This window comes from Fructilactobacillus sp. X3R5C2, from assembly GCF_059901175.1.
Window position 1 is genome coordinate 1 of the sequence record NZ_JBWXVC010000048.1, and the last position, 248, is coordinate 248.

At 58.5% G+C, this 248-nt stretch carries 1 pseudogene; it reads left to right on the top strand.

Annotation, left to right across the window (positions count from 1 at the left end):
• Positions 1 to 15: 15 nt before the first annotated feature.
• A pseudogene (locus tag AC6UD4_RS07375) lies at positions 16 to 248 on the top strand (MFS transporter); the annotation flags it as partial.

Consider the following 248-nt stretch of genomic DNA (forward strand, 5'->3'; position numbering starts at 1 on the left):
GTTGCAGACAGTCAGATGTCAAAAAAGGCGGTGACAGCCGCCACCATTGGTACAGCGTTGGAGTGGTTCGATTTCACCCTGTACGGTGCTGTTTCCGCGACCGTGCTACCGAAACTGTTCTTTCCCGCAATGGAGCCGACTTCAGGGCTGCTCGCTTCCTTGGCGACCTTCGGCGTAGGTCTGGCAGCGCGGCCATTAGGGGCGATCACATGTGGTTACCTCGGTGACAAACTCGGGCGCCGCAACCT